The sequence below is a fragment of the Kitasatospora sp. NPDC094028 genome, from assembly GCF_049543595.1.
Taxonomy (GTDB): domain Bacteria; phylum Actinomycetota; class Actinomycetes; order Streptomycetales; family Streptomycetaceae; genus Kitasatospora.
Genome location: NZ_JBMVFA010000006.1, coordinates 219,300 through 238,869, shown reverse-complemented (window position 1 = coordinate 238,869; position 19,570 = coordinate 219,300). Strand labels below are relative to the sequence as shown.

The 19,570-nt window shown below is 73.2% G+C and carries 23 protein-coding genes; 11 read left to right on the top strand and 12 right to left on the bottom strand.

Translation table 11 applies throughout. The annotated features are described in order from the left end of the window. Positions 1 to 101: 101 nt before the first annotated feature. The gene (locus ACPC54_RS12850) at positions 102 to 584 is read left to right on the top strand and encodes a hypothetical protein (RefSeq protein ID WP_078860278.1); all 483 of its coding nucleotides are present in this window, start codon (positions 102 to 104) and stop codon (positions 582 to 584) included. Positions 585 to 631: 47 nt separating this feature from the next. On the opposite strand, the gene ACPC54_RS12845 is transcribed toward ACPC54_RS12850, so the two are convergent. Continuing rightward, complete coding sequence (locus ACPC54_RS12845; RefSeq protein WP_498964243.1) at positions 632 to 1,123, bottom strand: MarR family winged helix-turn-helix transcriptional regulator; 492 nt, start codon at positions 1,121 to 1,123, stop codon at positions 632 to 634. 63 nt (positions 1,124 to 1,186) lie between these two features. Next, entirely contained in the window at positions 1,187 to 2,458 is a 1,272-nt protein-coding gene (locus tag ACPC54_RS12840) for a hypothetical protein (protein ID WP_498964241.1), read from the bottom strand. Between the two features lie 154 nt (positions 2,459 to 2,612). Here ACPC54_RS12840 and ACPC54_RS12835 point away from each other — a divergent pair, with 154 nt between their 5' ends. Continuing rightward, positions 2,613 to 3,236: a DUF4291 domain-containing protein gene (locus ACPC54_RS12835; protein WP_498964239.1), complete on the top strand. Its 624-nt coding sequence runs from the start codon at positions 2,613 to 2,615 to the stop codon at positions 3,234 to 3,236. A 10-nt stretch (positions 3,237 to 3,246) separates the two neighbouring features. Here the strand turns inward: ACPC54_RS12835 and ACPC54_RS12830 are convergent, their stop codons facing one another. Both ACPC54_RS12830 and ACPC54_RS12825 read right to left on the bottom strand, forming a co-directional pair. Beyond that, positions 3,247 to 4,890 (bottom strand): RICIN domain-containing protein, encoded by a 1,644-nt coding sequence (locus tag ACPC54_RS12830; protein WP_498964237.1) that lies wholly within the window; start codon positions 4,888 to 4,890, stop codon positions 3,247 to 3,249. A gap of 226 nt (positions 4,891 to 5,116) precedes the next feature. After that, the gene (locus tag ACPC54_RS12825; protein ID WP_350521601.1) at positions 5,117 to 5,356 is read right to left on the bottom strand and encodes a chaplin; all 240 of its coding nucleotides are present in this window, start codon (positions 5,354 to 5,356) and stop codon (positions 5,117 to 5,119) included. A 233-nt stretch (positions 5,357 to 5,589) separates the two neighbouring features. On the opposite strand from ACPC54_RS12825, the gene ACPC54_RS12820 reads away from it, so the two are divergent. The 4 genes from ACPC54_RS12820 (at position 5,590) to ACPC54_RS12805 (ending at position 7,202) form a co-directional block, all read left to right on the top strand. Beyond that, entirely contained in the window at positions 5,590 to 5,844 is a 255-nt protein-coding gene (locus ACPC54_RS12820) for a chaplin (RefSeq protein ID WP_045699171.1), read from the top strand. 236 nt (positions 5,845 to 6,080) lie between these two features. Further along, entirely contained in the window at positions 6,081 to 6,323 is a 243-nt protein-coding gene (locus tag ACPC54_RS12815; RefSeq protein WP_498964234.1) for a chaplin, read from the top strand. A 109-nt stretch (positions 6,324 to 6,432) separates the two neighbouring features. Further along, the gene (locus ACPC54_RS12810) at positions 6,433 to 6,699 is read left to right on the top strand and encodes a chaplin (protein ID WP_498964232.1); all 267 of its coding nucleotides are present in this window, start codon (positions 6,433 to 6,435) and stop codon (positions 6,697 to 6,699) included. Positions 6,700 to 6,815: 116 nt separating this feature from the next. Next, a complete protein-coding gene (locus ACPC54_RS12805; RefSeq protein WP_498964230.1) occupies positions 6,816 to 7,202 on the top strand; it encodes a hypothetical protein in 387 nt (128 codons plus the stop codon). An 87-nt stretch (positions 7,203 to 7,289) separates the two neighbouring features. Here the strand turns inward: ACPC54_RS12805 and ACPC54_RS12800 are convergent, their stop codons facing one another. Continuing rightward, the gene (locus ACPC54_RS12800) at positions 7,290 to 7,946 is read right to left on the bottom strand and encodes a hypothetical protein (RefSeq protein WP_498964228.1); all 657 of its coding nucleotides are present in this window, start codon (positions 7,944 to 7,946) and stop codon (positions 7,290 to 7,292) included. 319 nt (positions 7,947 to 8,265) lie between these two features. Here ACPC54_RS12800 and ACPC54_RS12795 point away from each other — a divergent pair, with 319 nt between their 5' ends. The 3 genes from ACPC54_RS12795 (at position 8,266) to ACPC54_RS12785 (ending at position 9,519) form a co-directional block, all read left to right on the top strand. Beyond that, on the top strand, positions 8,266 to 8,610 hold the full coding sequence (locus ACPC54_RS12795; RefSeq protein ID WP_031063477.1) for a hypothetical protein: 345 nt from the start codon (positions 8,266 to 8,268) through the stop codon (positions 8,608 to 8,610). Positions 8,611 to 8,688: 78 nt separating this feature from the next. Then, on the top strand, positions 8,689 to 9,033 hold the full coding sequence (locus ACPC54_RS12790; protein WP_498964225.1) for a rodlet layer protein: 345 nt from the start codon (positions 8,689 to 8,691) through the stop codon (positions 9,031 to 9,033). 213 nt (positions 9,034 to 9,246) lie between these two features. Beyond that, complete coding sequence (locus tag ACPC54_RS12785) at positions 9,247 to 9,519, top strand: hypothetical protein (RefSeq protein WP_498964223.1); 273 nt, start codon at positions 9,247 to 9,249, stop codon at positions 9,517 to 9,519. Positions 9,520 to 9,596: 77 nt separating this feature from the next. Here ACPC54_RS12785 and hemB read toward each other — a convergent pair whose 3' ends face one another. From hemB to ACPC54_RS12750, 7 genes are all read right to left on the bottom strand, one after another. Further along, on the bottom strand, positions 9,597 to 10,577 hold the full coding sequence (gene hemB, locus ACPC54_RS12780; protein WP_498964221.1) for a porphobilinogen synthase: 981 nt from the start codon (positions 10,575 to 10,577) through the stop codon (positions 9,597 to 9,599). 62 nt (positions 10,578 to 10,639) lie between these two features. Beyond that, a complete protein-coding gene (locus ACPC54_RS12775; RefSeq protein WP_498964219.1) occupies positions 10,640 to 12,292 on the bottom strand; it encodes a bifunctional uroporphyrinogen-III C-methyltransferase/uroporphyrinogen-III synthase in 1,653 nt (550 codons plus the stop codon). After that, complete coding sequence (hemC, locus tag ACPC54_RS12770; RefSeq protein WP_498964217.1) at positions 12,289 to 13,296, bottom strand: hydroxymethylbilane synthase; 1,008 nt, start codon at positions 13,294 to 13,296, stop codon at positions 12,289 to 12,291. The genes ACPC54_RS12775 and hemC overlap by 4 nt, the downstream gene beginning before the upstream one ends. 41 nt (positions 13,297 to 13,337) lie before the next feature. Beyond that, positions 13,338 to 14,678 (bottom strand): glutamyl-tRNA reductase, encoded by a 1,341-nt coding sequence (locus ACPC54_RS12765; RefSeq protein ID WP_498964215.1) that lies wholly within the window; start codon positions 14,676 to 14,678, stop codon positions 13,338 to 13,340. Positions 14,679 to 14,703: 25 nt separating this feature from the next. After that, complete coding sequence (locus ACPC54_RS12760) at positions 14,704 to 15,603, bottom strand: redox-sensing transcriptional repressor Rex (RefSeq protein ID WP_498964213.1); 900 nt, start codon at positions 15,601 to 15,603, stop codon at positions 14,704 to 14,706. A gap of 101 nt (positions 15,604 to 15,704) precedes the next feature. Continuing rightward, positions 15,705 to 16,451, bottom strand: a complete 747-nt coding sequence (locus tag ACPC54_RS12755; RefSeq protein WP_498964211.1) for a 3'-5' exonuclease — start codon at positions 16,449 to 16,451, stop codon at positions 15,705 to 15,707. A 162-nt stretch (positions 16,452 to 16,613) separates the two neighbouring features. Further along, entirely contained in the window at positions 16,614 to 16,889 is a 276-nt protein-coding gene (locus ACPC54_RS12750; RefSeq protein WP_045699196.1) for a glutaredoxin family protein, read from the bottom strand. Between the two features lie 110 nt (positions 16,890 to 16,999). Between ACPC54_RS12750 and ACPC54_RS12745 the strand changes: the two genes are divergently transcribed. Then, entirely contained in the window at positions 17,000 to 17,977 is a 978-nt protein-coding gene (locus tag ACPC54_RS12745) for an HAD family hydrolase (RefSeq protein WP_498964209.1), read from the top strand. Positions 17,978 to 18,512: 535 nt separating this feature from the next. Further along, positions 18,513 to 19,397 carry an ECF subfamily RNA polymerase sigma factor, BldN family gene (locus ACPC54_RS12740; protein ID WP_498964207.1) on the top strand — a complete coding sequence of 295 codons (885 nt, stop codon included), beginning with the start codon at positions 18,513 to 18,515 and terminating at the stop codon, positions 19,395 to 19,397. The last annotated feature ends 173 nt before the right edge of the window (positions 19,398 to 19,570 follow it).

Below are 19,570 nucleotides of genomic sequence, written 5' to 3'. Positions count from 1 at the left end.
GGGGCTCCCGCAGGCCGGCCGAAGCCGCACGCGGGGGTACGGGAGCGGGTACGGGACGTGGTCGCCGAGGCGGCGAGAGGCGGGGTGAGGGACGCGTGGGGGTGACGTACAAGTACTTCGGCGCACCGGACCGCGCCACCGCCGCGCGGGTCCCCACGGCGCTCGGCCCCGGCGGCCTCGGCCTGGACGCCGGCGAGCTCGGCTCGCTCGGGCGGCTCGGCGACCTGATGGAGACCAGCGGCTCCCCCAACGGGCACCTCTCCACCAAGATCAAGCCGGAGACCATGAGCGCCATGGTCCTCACCGGCATCCAGGGCGTGCCGCTGCACCAGGTGCCGCCGCTGGAACTCGTCGTCCTGCACCCCGACTACGCCGTCGTCCAGCTCCCGCACAACGTGGTCGAGCCGCTGCGCAAGGCGGACGAGACCGAGCTCGGCGCCGCCGCGTTCATCTGGTCGACCGTCCCGGACCGGCGCGGGCCGCGCGACGCCTTCGTCATCTACACGATGCTGCACGAGTGGCAGGACTTCGCGAACCGGCTGCACGACGCCGGGCACCAGCTGTACTGCCTGGTCTGGCCCTGACGCCCGCCCCGCCCGGGCGAGTTGACGGTACGTCGGGTTCCGGGCGGTCAGTACCCCCGGGGGCGGCGGGCGCGGCGGACGATCCGTTCGCTCTCGACCGGCTCCGCGAGGTGTCCGTCCACCAGGCGGGCCAGCGCGGAGACGAAGGCCTCCTGCTCGGACTGCGGCAGCGCCTCCAGCAGTTCGCGGTGCACCCGGTCGGCGACCGCCGTGCCCTCCGCGACGGCGCGCTCGCCCGCCTCGGTGACCGAGATGATGCGGGCCCGGCGGTCGGTGGCGGACGGGCGACGCTCGGCCAGGCCCGCCTTCTCCAGCTCGTCGACGGTGACCACCATGGTGGTCTTGTCCAGGTCCGCCAGCTCGGCCAGCTGGATCTGGGTGCGCTCGGCCTCCTGCGCGTGGAACAGCACGCTGTACGCGCGGGGGGTGATCCCGAGCTCGGTGAACGCGGCCGCCATCCGGGTCGCCAGCACGTGGCTCGCGTGGTCCAGCAGGCCGGAGATGTCTCGGATCTGGCGCACGGGCGGGGTCGTCGTCATACGTCCGAGATTAGCAACGGCCCGTCCGCTGCCGGATGATCCCGTAGCCAACCAACGCCGGGGTTACGGGATGCCCAGCTCGAACAGCGCATAGCCCGCGTACCAGCCCGCCGCCAGCACCGGCATCGCGAACAGCCCGACCAGCGTCGAGGTGCGCACCCGGCGCAGGGCCACCGCCAGGCCGATGAACAGCGGGAAGGCCGGCAGCAGGTAGCGGGAGATGTTGTCGAAGATCTGGTTGCTGCTCAGCGCGGTCGCGATGGTCAGCGCCGTGTAGATCCACAGCACCAGCGGCGGGCGGGCTTGCCGGAGCAGCACCAGCAGGCCGGGCAGGGCCATCAGCAGGGCGATCGCGATGAGGTCGGGCGCCGGATTGGACTGCCAGAACGTCCAGTGGCCGGTGACCACGTCCATGATCGTGCGGACGGTGGAGGCGCCGAAGTCGAAGTAGCGGTTCCAGGCCCCGCGCTGGAGCTTGAAGTAGCCGCCCCAGTCGCCCATCCGCCAGCCGACCCAGGCGACGTACCCGATCAGGCCCCACGGGGTGATCAGCATCGCGGTCAGCGGGCGGGCCACCCCGTCCGTGCGGCGGACCAGCGCGACCAGCGCGGCGATCGAGACGGCGGCGATCAGCGCGGCGGCGGTCGGCCGGTTGAGGCCCGCCACCAGGGTCAGCAGGCCGGCGGACAGCCAGCGACGGGTCATCACGCAGTAGCAGGCCCAGGCGGACAGCGCGACGAACAGCGAGTCCGAGTAGACCGCCCACTCCACGCCCGAGCCCGGGAACAGGCCCCAGACCACCGCGGCGATCACACCCGCCCGGAAGCCGCCCAGCCGCTCGGCGATCGCGAAGATCCCGGCCGCCGCGACCAGCGAGGCCAGCACCGAGACCACGATCCCGGAGCCGTACGGGCCGAGCCCGGTGACGGCCCCGACCAGCCGCATCAGCCACGGGTAGAGCGGGAAGAAGGCGCTGGAGTTCTCGTAGTAGCTGGCGAGCGGGAAGCCGTGCAGCGGAATGAGCTGCGGGTTGTAGCCGTTCTCGGCGATCCGCTGGTACCAGACGCCGTCCCAGGTGCCCAGCACGTCCCACGGCTGGGCGCCGCCGCCGCGGCCCGGGTCCTTCTTCAGGTAGTCCCCGGTGTGCGAGAGCAGCAGCAGGAAGACCGTCAGGCCGATCGCCTTGACCACCGCGTACGCGCCGAGCGCGGGCGCGAAGCGGTCCACCAGCGCGCCGAAGCGCCCGGGCGCGGCGGCCTCCGGTCGCTCGGCCGACGCCTGCGCGGGCACGTCGGGCTCGGCGTCGGCCGACTCGGTGCTCGATGCCGTGCTCATCTGCTCTCGGTACTCCCAGCCCCGCTCATGGGTCCGCGCGGCTTCGGCGCAGCGACGTTCCGCAGAGCCTACGACACGCCCCCCACCTCCCCCGCCCCCACCGGCCCCGCAAATCCCGTGGCGCCCGCCCCCGGACGAGCGCGACCATGCCGCGATGGAGACCACCGCCGCCCGGACCGCGCAGACCGCGGCGGGCACCCCGCCGAAGCAGCAGATCCGGGCCGTCCACACCGCCGACACCGTCACCGTCTACCAGGCCTTCCGGCCCGGGATCGCCGAGCCGGCGGCGGCCGAGGGGCGGTTCCCCGAGGCGTTCGACCGGGAGCGGATGACCTGGATCAAACCGTCGTTCCTCTGGATGATGCACCGCAGCGACTGGGGCCGCAGCCCCGGTCAGGAGCGGGTGCTCGCCCTGGAGATCAGCCGCGAGGGCTTCGACTGGGCGCTGGAACGGGCGGTGCTGAGCGCCTACACCGGCCGGGTGCACGAGTCGCGGGCGGCGTGGAAGCGGGAGTTGCGGCAGAGCCCGGTCCGGGTGCAGTGGGACCCGGAGCGGGGCCGGCACCTGGAGCCGCTGGCCTGGCGGACGATCCAGATCGGGCTGCGCGGCGAGGCGGCGCGGCGCTACGCGGACGAGTGGATCCGGCGGATCACGGACGTCACCGCGCTCGCCGAGCGGGCCCGGCTGACCGGGGATCCGGGGCTGTTGCCGGTGGAGGTGGCGTACCCCGTGAGTGCGACCGCCGCCGCCCGGGTGGGGGCGGCGGCGGGGGTGTAGCCCGGGGGCGTCAGCCGTGCAGGTAGAGGATGCCGAGCTTGGTCAGCTGCCAGAGCTGGGCGGGGGCGCCGGTGTCGGTGGCGAGTTGGACGAGGGGGTTGCCCTTGGCGTCGAGGGTGGTGGTGGCGGCGAGCACCTTGGTCGGGTCGGCGGAGTCGGCGATCCGGTACGTGCCGTCGCCCGCCGGCTTGAACACCCAGTGCTGGTTGGCGCCGCCGTTGCAGCCCCACTGCTGGACGCGGGTGCCGGGCGCGGTGGCGGCGGCGTCGGCGTCCAGGCACATGGTGCGGTTGCCGCTGAAGTCCAGCTCGTAGCTGCCGCCGGCCTTGGCCTCCAGGACGAAGGACTGGTTGAGCCCGCCGCCGGCCGGGTAGCTGATGGCGGCCCGGCCGTTGGTCGAGTCGCCGTAGGTGCCGCCGCCGGTGAGGTCGAGCGCGTTGCCGGTGGCCGCGTTGGTGAGCTGGTACCAGGCGCCGTCCTCGGGGGCGTCGCCGAACGGCTTCCCGGGGCTGAGCGGCTGGATGGACGTGGTGTTCTGCTGGTTGAGCGTGCAGTAGGCCTGGCCGAGGTCCGGCTTGGCGAAGAACTGGCCGAGGCAGACGCCCTCGCCGCGGTAGCCGGCCACCCGCAGGTGGTACGACTGGCGGACCATGTTCATGCACAGGCCGGGGATGCCGATCTGCTGGTCGCAGCCGTTGCGGGCCCACTCGGAGAGGTTCACCACGTCCCCGTTGCTGTACTCGTACGGGGAGCTGGTCCACTCGGCGCAGACCTCGTGCCCGAAGGCGACCCGCCGCTGGTCCAAGTACCGCACGCCGGGCACCTGTTCGGCCGCGCCGCGGAGCATGTCGCTGAACGTCGGGACGACCCAGTTGTGGCCCCAGGCGAGATCCTCGGGGAAGGCCGGGCACCCGTCCGCGATCTTGCCGACGTAGTCGTTGCGCCGGATGTCCGGGGTGATCGGATTGAAGTACGACTGGTAGACCAGCTGGTACGAGGAGTCCTGGTAGCCCGCGTTGCGCATGGTCTGCCGGACGTTCCGCAGAGCGGCGACCACCTTGGGCTGGACGGCCTTGGCCCGCCGGCGGATCTCGTCGCTGCCGATGGTGTCCCGGCAGCCCTGGTCCTTGGGGATCGGGAAGTACTGCGCGAGGCAGTGCATCATGACGCCGGAGAAGTCGAAGTCGTCGTTGGCGCCGATCGTCACCACGACCATCTTGACGTCGTAACTCCCCGCCACCTGCGCGAGTTTGACGTCCTGCTTGGGCTCGCCGTAGTCGCCGCTGCCGGAGCCGGTGACCTTGGCGAGCTCGGGGTCGCTGACCAGGTCGCCGGTCTGGGCGCCGGAGCAGGCGAGGTCGATCGGGGTGACCCCGGGGATGTCGGTGACGAAGATCTCCGACTTGGGGTGGCGGTGGCAGTAGTTGGTGGGGCTGTCGGTCTCCGGGAAGTACCCGTCGCCGGTGTCGGTGCCGGCGCCTTCGCCGGAGATGGCGCTGTCGCCGAGGGCGACGATCGCGGCCGGGCGGGCACCGGTGGCGGGCGCGGGAGCGGGGGCGGCGTCGGCGAGGGCGGCGGGGGCGCCGGCCAGGCCGAGGGCGGCGACGAGGGCGCCGGCGGCGAGCAGCGCCGCCGGAGATCGGAACCTGATCACACGCGACTCCTTGCGGGGGTGGGGAAACCGCCCGGCCGGGGGTCGCCGGGCGACTCGGAGCAGGAGGAGCAAGAAGGTGAGCAGGTCTCACATTAGGTACTGACAAGTAGTGCAACAAGGCTTGTGACAGCACCGGAAAACGACGGGGAACGACGAGAGCCGCCGCCCCGCGCCCCAGGAGGGAAGCGCGGAACGGCGGCTCGCACCGGCCGAACCGGGTGCTGCGTCAGCCCACGTTGGCGCAGTGGTTGCCGAACGCCGGGTTCAGCAGGCCGACGATGTCGATGGTGTTGCCGCACAGGTTGACCGGGACGTGCACCGGAACCTGGATCTGGTTGCCCGAGATGACACCGGGGGAGCCGGCGGCGACACCCTCGGCGCCGGAGCTGGCCATCGCGGTGCCGGCGCCGGCGGCCACGATGCCCACCACGGCCGCGCCAACGGCGGCGGTCTTCTTGATGCTCATACGAGCCTCCTGACTGTTCAACAGAGATGCACGGGGAGTGCGACATCTAGAACGAGACCCGTCCGGACCGGTTGCGACGGTGCGCGCACTGTCACCCATCCGGAGCAACGGCGACGGGTGACCGGCATTCGGGTGATCGGTGGATAGCGGACCGTTTCCCCTCCCCCGGCGCCTCGTTCTCCCTGGCGGAACACGATCCATCAGGCCCCTACGGACGAATCGAGAAACCGCCCATGCGCAAGCTCGCCCACGGCGTCGCCGGCACCGCGGCCACGGCCGCCCTGCTCGCCGCCGGTGCCGGCGTCGCGTCCGCCCACCACCTGCACGGCGCGTCCGCCGAGGGTGTCGCGGCCGGCTCCGCCGGTGTGGTGTCGGGCAACACGCTGCTGGACGTGCCGGTGCACGTTCCGGTGAACCTGTGCGGCAATTCGGTCGACGTCGCGGGCCTCCTGAACCCGGCGTTCGGCAACCACTGCCTGAACGCCTGACCGGGAATTCCCGGTCGCGCCCTCGCCCGAACCCCAATTCCCGGCCGTGCGGGAATCGGACGCGCGGCGCCTGGGACGACGCGGCGGCTGCGTCACGCCCGAGCCATGGGCGGAACACACGCCGGTGTACGCCGCCGGAGTGACCATCACGGCAATCCATAAAGCCCTCGGGCGGCATTCCTGCTCGCCCGGCTCCCGACATTTCGCATCCGTCGGGCAGAAATCGGAGGAAAGACATGCGTAACTTCAAGAAGGCCGCCGCCCTGTCCCTGGCCGCCACCGGCCTGGTCCTCGGTGCCGCCGGCGGCGCGTTCGCCAGCTCCGGTGCCCAGGGCGTGGCCGCCGGCTCCCCCGGTGTGCTCTCCGGCAACCAGATCCAGATCCCGGTGCACATCCCGGTCAACGTCTGCGGCAACTCCATCGGCCTCATCAGCATCCTGAACCCGGCCTTCGGCAACAGCTGCGCCAACATCGGCTGAACCGGCCGTCGCCGCACCGGCGACAGCTGATTCCCCCGAGCCCGTGCCGTGCCCCGCAGCGCGGGGCCCGGCACGCTCCACCCGTGTGTGATCGAGGAGATCAACCCCCATGCAGAACATCAAGAAGGCCGCCGTCCTCTCCGCCGCCGCCGCCGGCCTGGTCCTGGGCGCGGCCGGCTCCGCCGCCGCCAGCGCGGGCGCCGAGGGTGTCGCCGCCGGCTCCCCCGGTGTCGCCTCCGGCAACCAGGTCCAGGTCCCGGTGCACATCCCGATCAACCTGTGCGGCAACTCCATCAACGTGATCGGCCTGCTGAACCCGGCCTTCGGCAACAGCTGCGCCAACGTGGAGATGCACCACCCCGCGGACGACTGCTGATCCTCGATCCGCACGAGTTCCGGCCGAACTGCCCCCCGACCGACCGGCCGGGGGGCAGTTCGGCATCCCCGGACGGTCGACCGTCCGGACCCCGATCCACCGAAAGGGTGATCCGCATGCTTCCGAAGATCTCGACGAAGGCCGGGGCCGGCCTGGCCGCCGCCGTGGGCGCCGCGGTGCTGCTCGGCGCCGGCACGGCGCAGGCCGCCGCCTCCGGGCCGGCCCCGGCGGGCGGTCCGGCCACGCTGGCGAAGACGGACGTCGGCCAGGCGCTGAACGGGACGACCTCCGGCCTCGGCTACGGCGTCGCGCCGCTCAAGAGCCTGCGGCTGGACCCGTGGGCGACCTCCACCGCGGACGTGCTCAACAACGGCGCGACGGTGCAGCCGGACCAGGGCCTGGCCCCGGTCGGCACCGGCTCGCTGACCGGGCCGCTGAGCGCGGGCGGCGGCGTCAAGGACCTCCCGCTGGTCGGCGGGCTCACCGGCGCCCTGCCGGGCTGAGCGCCGGGCGGCGCGGCACGCCCGAGGGCCCGGCACCCGTCCGTACGGCGGGGTGCCGGGCCCTCGGCGTACCCGGGGAGGAGGGCCTCAGAGCTGGGTGAGGTCGGTCAGCCCGGACTGCTGGACCACGCCGGTGGTGGTCGCAGTGGCGGTCCGGGTCAGGTCGTCCACCTTGTCGGTGACCGAGATCCGGTCGTTGTCGCTGCCCAGGCTGGCGGTGGCCCCGGGCACCGCCTGGACGGCGCCGGTGACCAGCCGCGGGTCCAGCTCGTCCACCTTGAGCCGGCCGTCGGCGAGCTGGCCGGTGCCGTCCTGGGCGAGGGCGAGCGGCTTGCCGACGGCCAGGCCGGGGGCGGTGGCGTGCAGCGGCGTGGTCGGGGCCTCCAGCAGCACCTCGCCGAGGTCGGCGCTCTGGTCGACCAGCGGGAGCGGCAGCTCGGCCTTGGCGCTCGGGCCGACCTTGCCGCTGCTCAGCTGCGGCACCAGGTGGTCCGGGATCAGCTCGGTGCTCGTGGTGCGACCGGGCACCGGCGGCATGACCAGCGAGGTCGGGATGCCGGCCTGGAGGTGGCTGCCCAGCGGGGCGAGCGGCACGTCCGCCGGGACCTGCTGGGTGGCCAGCTTGTCCTCCAGGGCCCCGACCTGGTCGGGGCTCATCGGGGCGGCGGAGGCCGACCCCTGGGAGGCGAGCATGCCCGCACCGACCGCCAGCAGCATCGCGCCGGCCCGCTTGGAGAACTTCATGCTTTTCACCGTTCTGCCTGTCCGTACTGGAGAGCTGTCCATACCGAAGATCCGGTCATTCCGGCTGCGGGGGCGTAGTCGGAACGCAAACTGCCTCAACGAGTGACCAGGAGTTCGGATTGCGGGCGTTAACCGGTTCGGCCTAATAATCCGATCGGAAACCACTCTCCGACGCGCCTCCCGGACTCTTTTCAAAAATCCCCGTAACCTTCCGTGCCGTCATTCTTTGATCTGGACGTCAGTGACTGCAGACCGGGTCTGAGCGTTCTACGCGTTGTACGCACGGAAGCCAGAGAGCATTTCAGAAAGGGATCTCCCCATGATCCAGAAGTCCTTCGCCGCCGCCGGCCTGGCCGTCGCCGCGCTGGCCGCCGCCGCCGCGCCCGCTTCGGCGATCGGTGACGCGGACGGCGCCGCCGCCTCGATCGAGGGCAACGGCGGCACCAACTTCACCGGCACTGTCGGGAACAACAGCCCGAACTTCCACTTCCTGGACAACGCGAACGTCTGCCTCCCGGAGATCCACAACATCGCCGTGGGTGTGCTCGGCGTGGCCGTCCCGGTCGAGGTCCCGATCGCCAACAGCGGCGGCAAGCAGTACTGCACCCAGGGCCAGGGCACCCAGAGCCACGGCGACGCCGGCGTGTCCCACCTGGTCGGCTGACGCTCCCCCAGCCGCACCGAACTTTCTGAACCACCTTCGAATCGCTCCCCGATTCACCCCTCGAGAGGAAAACCGGAAATGATCAAGAAGTCCCTCGCCGCCGCCGGCCTGGCCGCCGCCGCCATCGCGATGTCCGCCGGCTCGGCTTCCGCCATCATCGACTCGGACGGCGCCGCCACCTCCGTCCAGGGCAACGGCGGCACCAACCAGACCGGCACCCACGGCAACGGCAGCCCGAACTTCCACACCCTGGACAACGCCAACATCTGCCTCCCGGAGATCCACAACATCGCCGTCGCCGTCGTCGGCGTCGCGGTTCCGGTCGAGGTGCCGGTCCTGAACAGCACCCCGAAGCAGATCTGCAACGTCGGCCAGAACACCCAGTCCTCGGGCGACGCGGGTGTCTCGCACCTGATCGGCTGATCAAGGCGCATGGCACGGACGGAGGGCCCGGGGAGGAAGGTCTCCCCGGGCCCTCCGGGCTTGTGACGAGGTGTCCGGCCGGGCCGCCGAACGGGCGCGGTCCGGTCGGGTGACCGGCCGTCCGGCCCGGCGCGTGGGGCGTCGGGCCGGTCGACCGGGTGTGATCACGTGTCAAGAGCGCCCGTACGGGCACTCCGAGAGAGAGGCAGTCCCATGAAGAGCATGCTGGCCAAGGCCGCGCTGACCGCCACCGCCGCGCTGGCGCTCGCCGGTGCCGCCACCCCGGCGTTCGCCCACGTCGGCCTGGCGGGCGGCGGCCAGTTCGTCGCCTCCGCCGACGAGCCGTTCGCCGCCGCCGAGGGCTGGGGCGTCGGCCACACCACCAACACCGCCGCCGGCGGCATGGGCGGCTTCGCCGCGGACTCCACCGACATCGTCGGCGGCTTCGAGGGCTTCGCGCACGTCAACGGCTGGGGCTGGAAGTAGCCGCAGGCGGCTCCGGTACGGCGGAAGGCCGGGCCCCTCGCGACGGCGAGGGGCCCGGCCTTCCGTTGTCCCGCGTCCTACTTGAGCATCCGCGCGGCCTCGACCGCCCAGTACGTCAGGATCTGCTCGGCGCCGGCCCGGCGGATCGAGGTGAGCGTCTCCATGATCATCCGCTCGCGGTCGATCCAGCCGTTCGCCGCGGCCGCCTCGACCATCGCGTACTCGCCGGACACCTGGTACGCGGAGACCGGCACCGGGGAGGCGTCGGCGACCTGGCGCACGATGTCCAGGTAGGCCATGGCCGGCTTGACCATCACCATGTCCGCGCCCTCGGCCAGGTCCTGCTCCAGCTCGCGCAGCGCCTCGCGGGCGTTGGCCGGGTCCTGCTGGTAGGCCTTGCGGTCGCCCTTGAGCGAGGAACCGACCGCCTCGCGGAACGGGCCGAAGAACGCCGAGGCGTACTTGGCGGTGTAGGCGAGGATGCCGGTGTCCTGGTGCCCGGCCTCGTCCAGCGCCTTGCGGATGACGGCGATCTGGCCGTCCATCATGCCGGACGGGCCGACCAGGTGGACACCCGCGTCGGCCTGCACCCGGGCCATCTCGGCGTAGCGCTCCAGGGTGGCGTCGTTGTCCACGCTGCCGTCCGCGGCCAGCACGCCGCAGTGGCCGTGGTCGGTGTACTCGTCCAGGCACAGGTCGGACATGATCACCACGGAGTCGCCGACCTCGGAGACCACGTCCCGGATCGCCTGCTGCAGGATGCCGTCCGGGTTGGTGCCCTCGCTGCCGATCGCGTCCTGCACCTCCGGGACGCCGAACAGCATCACGCCGCCCACGCCGGCCTCGGCCGCCTCCACGACGGCCTTGCGCAGGGTGTCCCGGGTGTGCTGGACGACCCCGGGCATCGAGGTGACCGGCACCGGCTCGCTGACGCCCTCGCGGACGAACAGCGGCAGGATCAGCTCCGCCGGGTGCAGCCGGGTCTCGGCGACCAGCCGGCGCATGGCCGGGCTCTGGCGCAGCCGGCGGGGGCGAACGTACGGGAATTCAGCGGACACGGCTTCTCTCTCCGAACGGTTGTGCAGCGCCGGGGGCGGCGGGTGCCGCCCCCGGCCTTGTCTCAGCGGGCGGCCTTGCGGCGCGAGCCCGGACGGCGCTCGCTGGGCCGGTAGACCGGCTCGCCCGCGGCCGTCGCGGTGTCGCGGCGCTTGGCGCCGAAGTCCGCCAGGGCCTGGGCCAGCGCGGCCGCGGACGGCGCCGGGGCCATCACGTCGACCCGCAGGCCGTGCTCCTCGGCGGTCTTGGCGGTGGCCGGGCCGATGCAGGCGATGACCGTGACGTTGTGCGGCTTGCCGGCGATGCCGACCAGGTTGCGCACCGTCGAGGACGAGGTGAACAGGACGGCGTCGAAGCCGCCGCCCTTGATCGCCTCGCGGGTCTCGGCCGGCGGCGGCGAGGCGCGCACCGTCCGGTACGCCGTCACGTCGTCGACCTCCCAGCCCAGCTCGACCAGGCCGGCCACCAGGGTCTCGGTGGCGATGTCGGCGCGCGGCAGCAGCACCCGGTCGATCGGGTCGAAGACCGGGTCGTACGGCGGCCAGTCCTCCAGCAGCCCGGCCGCGGACTGCTCGCCGGAGGGCACCAGGTCGGGCTTCACGCCGAAGTCCACCAGGGCCTGCGCGGTGGTCTCGCCGACCGCCGCGACCTTGATCCCGGCGAAGGCGCGGGCGTCGAGCCCGTACTCCTCGAACTTCTCCCGGACGGCGCGGACGGCGTTCACCGAGGTGAAGGCGATCCACTCGTAGCGGCCGGTGACCAGGCCCTTGATGGCCCGCTCCATCTGCTGCGGGGTGCGCGGCGGCTCGACCGCGATGGTCGGCACCTCCTGCGGCACCGCGCCGTACGAGCGCAGCTGCTCGGACAGGCCGTGGGCCTGCTCCTTGGTGCGCGGCACCAGGACGTTCCAGCCGAACAGCGGCTTGGTCTCGAACCACGAGTGCGAGGCGCGGTGGGCGACCTGCTCGCCCACCACGGCTATCACCGCGGTGGCCGGGTCGACCGGGGCCGAGACCGGCGAGGGCAGCACCCGGGCGGCCTTCAGGTCGGCGGCGATCGCGGCCAGCGTGGAGGTGAAGGTGCGCTGGCGGGTGGTGGTGCCCGAGAGCGTGGCGCTCAGCGCCGAGTGCGCCGCGCGGCCGCCCGCGACCAGCGCGTTGGCGGTGGCGGGCAGCTGGCCCAGGGTGGTGCGGACGACCAGGGTGGTCTCCGGTGCGCCCAGGTCCACCGGGCCGCCGGCCAGCAGCGCGGCGGCCTCGACGAAGCGGACGTCGGCACCGGCCGCGCCGCGCAGCGGCACGCCCGCGTAGGCGGGGACGCCGACCGACTGGGCGACGCCCGGGACGACCTCGAAGGCGATCCCGTCGCCCGCGCAGGTCAGCATCTCCTCGGCGGCGCAGCCGTCCAGGCCGGGGTCGCCGTCGACGGTGCGGACCACGTGCTTGCCGGAGCGGACGGCCTCGGCGACCAGCTTGGCCAGGTCGAAGTCGACGCCCTCGGCGGCCGGGTGGTGCACCTGCACGCCGGACGGGCAGTGGCTGCGCACGGCGACGGCGGTCAGCGGGTCGGCGACCAGGATGTCGGCGGTGGCCAGCACCTCGACGGCGCGCAGGGTCAGCAGGCCCGGGTCCCCGGGGCCCGCGCCCAGGAAGGTGCATCGCCCGGTGGCGGGCTGCCCGGCCGGGAAGAGGGCGTCGGTGGCGGCGGTGGGGCTCATCGGGCTCGCTCCCCCATCAGGGTGGCCGCGCCCCCGGCGAGCAGCCGGTCAGCCAGCGCGCGACCGAGGGCCCGCGCCTGCTGCTCGGCGGTCTCGTCGATGACGATCGGACCGTTGGCGGACATCTTCAGCAGGGCGGATCCGTCGGGGTCGCCGACCACACCGTCCAGCCGCAGTTCGGTCGAAGGGCCCCAGCCGGCCAGCGCGGCCACCGGTGCCGAGCACCCGGCCTCCAGGGCGGCCAGCAGGGCGCGCTCGGCGGCCACGGCGACCCGGGTGGGGGCGTGGTCCAGGGCCGCGAGCGCCGCGATCAGCTCGGCGTTGTCGGAGGCGCACTCGATCGCGAGCGCGCCCTGGCCGGGGGCCGGGATCATCAGCTCGGGGTCGAGGTGCTGGGAGATCTCGGCGCTGCGGCCGAGCCGGTTCAGGCCAGCCGTGGCCAGCACCACCGCGTCCAGCTCACCGGAGGCCACGTAGCCGATCCGGGTGTCCACGTTGCCGCGGATCGCGACGGTCTCCAGCCGGTCGCCGCGGGCGGCGGCCCAGGCGTTCAGCTGGGCCATCCGGCGTGGGGAGCCGGTGCCGATCCGGGCGTGGCGGCCGGCGCCCGCCAGCTTCTCCACCAGCTCGTCCAGGGTCAGTCCCTCGGCCGCGACCAGGGCGTCCCGGACGTCCTCGCGCTCGGGGACGGCGGCCAGCGCCAGGCCCTCGGGGGCGGCGGTGGGCAGGTCCTTGAGCGAGTGCACGGCGAAGTCGATCCGGCCCGCCAGCAGCGCGTCGCGCAGCGCGGAGACGAAGACCCCGGTGCCGCCGATCTGTGCCAGCGCCTCCCGGGAGGTGTCGCCGTAGGTGGTGATCTCGACCAGCTCGACGGGGCGGCCGGTGAGCCTGGTCACCTCGCGGGCGACCATGCCCGACTGGGCCATGGCGAGCGCGCTGCGCCGGGTGCCGAGCCGCAGGGCGGGGGCTCCCGAGGTCTGCTCGGTGAGCGGTTGACCATTCATGAGGTGATCGTCCCGGTGGTACTCGTGGGATGGCTGACGGTTCATCTGGTGCCCCCGCCGGAAGGCTGGGGCCGGCCGCCGACTGGCGTGCCCGACACGGCGTGCACGGCCGCCGGGTCGAGGTCGAACAGTTCGCGCAGGGCGTCCGCGTAGGAGGCGCCGCCGGGCTCGGCGGCCAGCTGCTTCACCCGGACGGTCGGGGCGTGCAGCAGCTTGTCGACGACGCGGCGCACGGTCTGGCCGATCTCGGCGCGGGAGCGCTCGTCCAGGTCGGGCAGCCGGGACTCCAGCCGGCCCAGCTCGGCGGCGACCACGTCGGAGGCCATCGCCCGCAGCGCGACCACGGTCGGCGCGATCCGGGCGGCGCGCTGGGCGGCGCCGAATGCGGTCACCTCGTCGGCGACGATCCGGGTGACCTGGTCGACGTCGCCGGCACCGGGGGTGGCGGCGTGCGCATGGGACAGGCTCTCCAGGTCGACCAGCAGGGCGCCGTCGAGCTCGTGCACCGCGTGGTCGACGTCGCGCGGCATGGCGAGGTCGAGCAGGGCGAGCGGCTCCGGAGACGTCCGGAGAGCGACCGCGGCGGCCACGTCCTCGGCCTTGACCACCACGCCGGCCGCGCCGGTGCAGGAGATCACCAGGTCGACGTCGGCCAGTGCCTCCGGCACCTTGGCGAGGTCCAGGGTGCGGGCCACGTCCGGGCCGAGGATCTCCACCAGGCGGTCGGCGCGGGCCGCCGTCCGGTTGGCGATCAGCAGGTCGGTGACGCCGGCGCGGACCAGGGTGGCGGCGGCCAGCGAGCTCATCGAGCCGGCGCCGACCACCAGCGCGCGCTTGCCCGCGATCGGGCCCGCGCCGGCCGCGACCTGCTCCAGGCCGAAGGTGACCAGCGACTGGCCGGCCTTGTCGATGCCGGTCTCGCTGTGCGCCCGCTTGCCGACCCGCAGCGCCTGCTGGAACAGCTCGTTCAGGCCGCGCCCGGCGGTGTGCTCCTCCTGGGCCTTGGCCAGGGCGTCGCGCAGCTGGCCGAGGATCTGGCCCTCGCCGACGACCATCGAGTCCAGGCCGCAGGCCACCGAGAACAGGTGGTGGACGGCGCGGTCCTCGTAGTGCACGTACAGGTGGGAGGTCAGCTCCTCCAGGTCCACCCCGCTGTGGTGGGCCAGCAGCAGCGACAGCTCGGCGACGCCGGCGTGGAACTTGTCCACGTCCGCGTACAGCTCGATCCGGTTGCAGGTGTTGAGCAGCGCCGCCTCGGCGACGGTCGCGGTCGAGGCCGCGTCGTGCAGCAACCGGGTCGGCACCTCACCGGTGAGCGCGGCGCGCTCCAGCACGCCCACCGGTGCCGTCCGGTGGCTCAGTCCGACGACGAGAAGACTCATGCCCGCCCCCCACAGCTCTTCGTGTTCATGCGGGCATCACCGCGGAGAGGTCCCCGTCGCCGCCCTTGGCGGGCTTGCCCTTGCCCTGCTCGGCCTGGTCCTTGGCCACCGCCTCGGCGGTGCCGCGGCCCTTGCCGCTGCCGCCGGCCGCGCGGCGCAGCTTGGCGGCGGCCGCCCGGACCGGGCCGGGGGCGCGGTCGAGCACCGACTCGGTGCGGTCCGGCTCCTCGCCGGCCTTGCGCTGCTCGTGGAAGGCGAGGATCTGCAGCTCGATGGAGAGGTCCACCTTGCGCACGTCCACGCCGTCCGGGACGGTCAGCACGGTCGGGGCGAAGTTCAGGATGCTGGTGACGCCTGCCTCCACCAGCCGGTCGCAGACCTGCTGGGCGGCGCCGGGCGGCGTGGTGATCACGCCGATGGAGACGTGCTGGCTCTCGACGATCGACTCCAGCTCGTCCATGTGCCGCACCGGCAGGCCGGCCGCGGTGGAACCGACCACGTTCGGGTCGGCGTCCAACAGAGCGGCGACCCGGAAGCCGCGGGAGGCGAAGCCGCCGTAGTTGGCGAGCGCGTGGCCGAGGTTCCCGATGCCGACGATGACGACCGGCCAGTCCTGGGTGAGGCCCAGTTCGCGGGAGATCTGGTAGACGAGGTACTCGACGTCGTAGCCGACGCCGCGGGTGCCGTAGGAGCCGAGGTAGGAGAAGTCCTTGCGCAGCTTGGCCGAGTTCACGCCGGCCGCGGCGGCCAGCTCCTCGGAGGAGACGGTCGGCACCGAGCGCTCGGAGAGCGCGGTGAGCGCCCGCAGGTAGAGGGGCAGGCGCGCGACGGTCGCCTCCGGGATGCCCCGGGCACGCGAGGGTCGGCGCGCGGCACCCTGGTCGGGCGCCTGCGAACTGCTCTGTGGTGATCGGCCGATTGCCACGGTGCTCCTGTGGGTGAAGCTGGGCTTTGGCAGCCAGGCTATGCGTTTGTGAACGTGTGCACAAAGATGGTGTCCGATTTGTCCCCGCACAGTGACACGCATCACGCCGTGGAGCCCATAGCACCGCACTGCGTCAGCACCACCGCCGGGGCCTGGCCGCCCGGCAGCCACGGCCCGTACGGCGCCTCCCGGCGCAGCAGCGGCACGGCCGCCCCGGACGGGCGGGAGCGGGCCCGGCCCAGCCGGGGCCAGGGCACCCCGGCCGCCTCCCGCAGCGGGCCCGCCCAGTCGTCCGGCGGGCAGGACGGGGCGTCCAGGCAGTGCCGCAGCAGTTCCGCCGTCACCCGGGCGTCCCCCAGCGCGGTGTGCGCCGGGTACCAGCCCAGGCCCACCGCCTCCACGCAGGCCGCCAGACCGTGGCTGCGGGCCTGCGGCAGGTGGGTGCGGGCCAGTTCCATCGTGCACAACAGCGGGACGGGCGGCAGCGGCACCCCGATCCGGGCGAACTCGCGCTCCAGGAAGGCGTGGTCGCAGGTCACGTGGTGGCCCACCAGCACCCGGCCGGCCAGCAGCTCCAGCAGCCGGGGGGCGATCTCGCGGAAGCGCGGGGCACCCTCGACGTCGGCCTGCCGGATCCGGTGCACGTGGGTCGGGCCGACCGGGCCGAGCGGGTCCAGCAGGGTGGCGAACTCCCCCTCGGGGCAAAGCCGCTCGTCCAGCAGCACGACCGCGACCTCGACCATCCGGTGCCGCCACGGGCTGCGGCCGGTCGCCTCCACGTCCACCACGGCGAAACCCCGGCCCGCAGACGGGGCTTCGGGCATCGCGGGGGTCGGGCGGGGAAGCATGGCGGCACTCCTCGTGTGCTCAGCCCCCCACGGGCGCAAACGTGTTCGATCGTAAGCCGACCGTGGCGCCCCGAACCAAGCCCGAACGGAGTGTCTTCGGCAACGATTCGGCGAACCGCCCCCGCCGGTCGGCGGGGGCGGCAGTGCCGGCACCGGCCCGCGTCAGGCGCCGAGGGCCTTGCGCAGCCGGGCCTCGTCGACCCGCCAGAAGTCGTGCTGGCGGCCGTCGATCAGGGTCACCGGGATCTGCTCCCCGTAGCGCCGGAACAGCTCCTCGTCCTGGGTGACGTCCTTCTCCTCGAAGGCGGCACCCAGCTCGCCGGTCACCCGCAGCAGCACCTCGCGCGCGTCGTCGCACAGGTGGCAGCCGGGCTTGCCGAGCATCGTCACGGTACGGTCCGCGGGCTTCGGGCTCTTGCGTCGCAGCAGTGGGCTCACCGGGACATTCTGCGCCCGGGGAGCCCGGCACCCCGCACCCGGGAGCCGTTCACCCGGAGGGCACGGCTTCGTCACGGTCTCCGCCCTCCCGGCTGGCTATGCTCGATGACATGGCCGTGCTCCGAAGGCTCACCCAGGCAAAGCGTTCCAGCAGCGAGCGGAGCGCCCTGGCGGGCGAAGCCGCCGCGGAGGCGGCGGAGGCCGCGCTGCGGGCCGCCCCGGAGCCAGCCACCGACGCCGCCGCCCCCGCCGCCGGGAAGACCGGGCGCACGCCGAAGGCCCCCGCCGAGAACCACACCCCGGACCGGGACGACCCGCACGCCGCCGCCTTCTTCGACTGCGACAACACCATCCTGCGCGGCGCCGCGATCTTCTACCTCGGCGTCGGCCTCTACCGGCACGGCTTCCTCACCCGCCGCGACATCGCCCGCTTCGCCTGGCAGCAGGCGGTCTTCCGGGTGCACGGCACCGAGGACCCGGACCACATCTCGGACGCCCGCAACACCGCCCTGGGCATCGTCGCCGGAAAGCGCACCGCCGACCTGGAGGCGATCTGCGAGGAGGTCTTCGAGCACGTCGTCGCCGACAAGATCTGGCCCGGCACCCGCGCCCTGGTCCAGATGCACCTGGACGCCGGCCAGCGGGTCTGGCTGGTCACCGCGGCCCCGCTGGAGGTGGCCCGGATCATCGCCCGCCGGCTCGGCATGACCGGCGCGCTCGGCACCGTCGCCGAGGCCCGGGACGGCCACTACACCGGCCGGCTGGTCGGCGACCTGCTGCACGGCCCGGCCAAGGCGGCCGCGGTGGGCGCGCTGGCCCGGCGCGAACGGCTCGACCTCGACCGCTGCGCCGCGTACAGCGACTCGGCCAACGACATCCCGATGCTCTCGCTGGTCGGCCACCCGTACGTGGTGAACCCGGACGGCGCGCTGCGCCGGCACGCGCGGGCCCAGGGCTGGCGGGTGCGGGACTTCCGCACCGGGCGCAAGGCGGCCCGGGTCGGGCTGCCGGCGGCGGCCGCGCTCGGGGTGCTCGCCGGGGCGACGGCGGCCGGGGTCGCGCTGCAGCGCCGGCACCGCCGGGCCTGAACTCCCGCCGCGGGGGCGGCGACCGACGCCGGTCGCCGTTCACCCGCCGTTGCCCCACTGCTCCCCGTCCCTTCCCCGCCACTCCCCCTGGCGGGTGATTCCGACGTCAACCGGGGCTCCGATCCGCCCCCTCGTACGGGCGAACTCCCGCTCCCACCAGGCATTTCCCGCCGCACTGTGCGAACCTGACGGCCGGTGACCGGATCTGATCGTTCGTCGGGCCGGGAAAGTCGGGGGTTGCCGACCGCCGAGGCTGGGAAACCGCCCGCCACGCCCTCGAATTGGTCACCCTGGGCGTCCATTCGGTCACGTTGCGCCGGGTCAGCACTGACATCTCCGGTCAGTGTCAGCCGAATATGTACATCAAACGGATCTCAAACGACCACTTCGACCACACGGTGTAGCTGTCATTGCACAAAGCGTTATTCTCTCCTGGATGCACGTCACCCACCCGCCCCGCTCGAACGGGCGGCGCGCGGCGTGCTCTCCGCGCAGGCGGAGGTGATCCGTCCACAGTTCTGCCTCTGGGAGTCCCGTGTACCCACCCGTCCGGAACGACGCGCCTGCACCCTCCCGCCCGTCGTCCCTGCGCCCCCGCACCGGCCTCCGCGCCCGCCCGGCCGAGCGACAGATCGCCACCGGCCTGGACCTGCTGCGCAACCTGCTGCGCAGCCAGCTCACCGCAGCCTCGCCCCAACTCGTGCCCGCAGGCGCGCCGTTGGGCCAGCCGTACGGCCACGAGCACGGCACCGGAACGCTGCTGCGCACCACCGCGGCCGGCTCGGCCGGCACCGGTTCGCGCGGCCGCACCGGCACCACCGGCATCGGCCGCGGCCGCACCCGTACGGCGCCCAGCCCCGGTTACGAGACCGAGCACAACCCGATCATGGAGCTGGTCGAGCGGGCCCAGAACGGCGAGAGCGAGGCCTTCGGCCGGCTCTACGACCACTACGCGGACACCGTCTACCGGTACATCTACTACCGGGTCGGCAGCCGGGCCACCGCCGAGGACCTCACCAGCGAGACGTTCCTGCGCGCGCTGCGCCGGATCGGCACCTTCACCTGGCAGGGCCGGGACTTCGGCGCCTGGCTGGTCACCATCGCCCGCAACCTCGTCGCCGACCACTTCAAGTCCAGCCGCTTCCGCCTGGAGGTCACCACCGGCGAGATGCTCGACTCCAACGAGTGCGAGCGCAGCCCCGAGGAGTCGGTGCTGGAGTCGCTCTCCAACGCCGCCCTGCTGGACGCGGTGCGCCGGCTCAACCCGCAGCAGCAGGAGTGCGTCACCCTCCGCTTCCTGCAAGGGCTTTCGGTGGCCGAGACGGCGCGGATCATGGGCAAGAACGAGGGTGCCATCAAGACCCTCCAGTACCGCGCCGTGCGCACGCTGGCCCGCCTGCTCCCGCCCGACGCGCGGTGAGGCCGCGGTGCCCGAAGCCGCGATAGCCGCCCGCCGGGCGGACCGGTCGTCACCATCCGTGCGCGACCGACACGTCCGGGTGAACGGTCGATCCGATGATCAGCCACGCGTAACCGACCGCCCGTACCGCTCGTTGGCCAGCGTGCAAGTCTCCACCAGGCGTACGGTCAAGC

Bases quoted from the DNA above. Each gene is read 5' to 3' on its own strand.
- ACPC54_RS12845 (WP_498964243.1), bottom strand. From the start codon at position 1,123: ATGACGACGACCCCGCCCGTGCGCCAGATCCGAGACATCTCCGGCCTG.
- ACPC54_RS12840 (WP_498964241.1), bottom strand. From the start codon at position 2,458: ATGAGCACGGCATCGAGCACCGAGTCGGCCGACGCCGAGCCCGACGTG.
- ACPC54_RS12835 (WP_498964239.1), top strand. From the start codon at position 2,613: ATGGAGACCACCGCCGCCCGGACCGCGCAGACCGCGGCGGGCACCCCG.
- ACPC54_RS12825 (WP_350521601.1), bottom strand. From the start codon at position 5,356: ATGAGCATCAAGAAGACCGCCGCCGTTGGCGCGGCCGTGGTGGGCATC.
- ACPC54_RS12820 (WP_045699171.1), top strand. From the start codon at position 5,590: ATGCGCAAGCTCGCCCACGGCGTCGCCGGCACCGCGGCCACGGCCGCC.
- ACPC54_RS12815 (WP_498964234.1), top strand. From the start codon at position 6,081: ATGCGTAACTTCAAGAAGGCCGCCGCCCTGTCCCTGGCCGCCACCGGC.
- ACPC54_RS12810 (WP_498964232.1), top strand. From the start codon at position 6,433: ATGCAGAACATCAAGAAGGCCGCCGTCCTCTCCGCCGCCGCCGCCGGC.
- ACPC54_RS12805 (WP_498964230.1), top strand. From the start codon at position 6,816: ATGCTTCCGAAGATCTCGACGAAGGCCGGGGCCGGCCTGGCCGCCGCC.
- ACPC54_RS12800 (WP_498964228.1), bottom strand. From the start codon at position 7,946: ATGAAGTTCTCCAAGCGGGCCGGCGCGATGCTGCTGGCGGTCGGTGCG.
- ACPC54_RS12795 (WP_031063477.1), top strand. From the start codon at position 8,266: ATGATCCAGAAGTCCTTCGCCGCCGCCGGCCTGGCCGTCGCCGCGCTG.
- ACPC54_RS12790 (WP_498964225.1), top strand. From the start codon at position 8,689: ATGATCAAGAAGTCCCTCGCCGCCGCCGGCCTGGCCGCCGCCGCCATC.
- ACPC54_RS12785 (WP_498964223.1), top strand. From the start codon at position 9,247: ATGAAGAGCATGCTGGCCAAGGCCGCGCTGACCGCCACCGCCGCGCTG.
- ACPC54_RS12775 (WP_498964219.1), bottom strand. From the start codon at position 12,292: ATGAGCCCCACCGCCGCCACCGACGCCCTCTTCCCGGCCGGGCAGCCC.
- hemC (WP_498964217.1), bottom strand. From the start codon at position 13,296: ATGAATGGTCAACCGCTCACCGAGCAGACCTCGGGAGCCCCCGCCCTG.
- ACPC54_RS12765 (WP_498964215.1), bottom strand. From the start codon at position 14,678: ATGAGTCTTCTCGTCGTCGGACTGAGCCACCGGACGGCACCGGTGGGC.
- ACPC54_RS12755 (WP_498964211.1), bottom strand. From the start codon at position 16,451: ATGCTTCCCCGCCCGACCCCCGCGATGCCCGAAGCCCCGTCTGCGGGC.
- ACPC54_RS12745 (WP_498964209.1), top strand. From the start codon at position 17,000: ATGGCCGTGCTCCGAAGGCTCACCCAGGCAAAGCGTTCCAGCAGCGAG.